Raw genomic sequence first — 400 nt, forward strand, 5'->3', positions numbered from 1 at the left:
AATATTTATCATTTATAAATAATGATTTAAGTAGTGACATCTTAGAAAAAGATGTGGAAAAGTATATTTCTACTGAAGAAAATATTGAAAGGGGAAAAATGTTGTTTGAGGAAAACAAACTAAAACTAACCTCTTTTCCCCCAGTTAAATGGGAAGAGTGGGAAGCTGATCCTTTTAATAATAGGTCTTGGCAATGGGCTCTACATTGGTTTGATTTCAACAAGTATCTTTTAGCATTTCATTATGAGAATAATGACGATAAAATTTTAGATAAATTAAAAGAGTTAATTAACAGTTGGATAGATAGATACTTATACATCGATAATACAGATTTTGAGTTCATATGGCATGATCATGCGACTGCTTTGAGAGCTGAGCAAATATTATTACTACTATATTA

General features: G+C 29.2%; 1 protein-coding gene. It reads left to right on the forward strand.

Features of this window, described 5'->3' with window-relative positions; translation table 11 throughout:
- The coding region (locus BTV99_RS13560; protein WP_178377979.1) for a hypothetical protein at window positions 1-400 on the forward strand (400 nt) is incomplete at both ends.

This window comes from Psychrobacter sp. Rd 27.2 (assembly GCF_001921755.1).
GTDB lineage: Bacteria > Pseudomonadota > Gammaproteobacteria > Pseudomonadales > Moraxellaceae > Psychrobacter > Psychrobacter celer.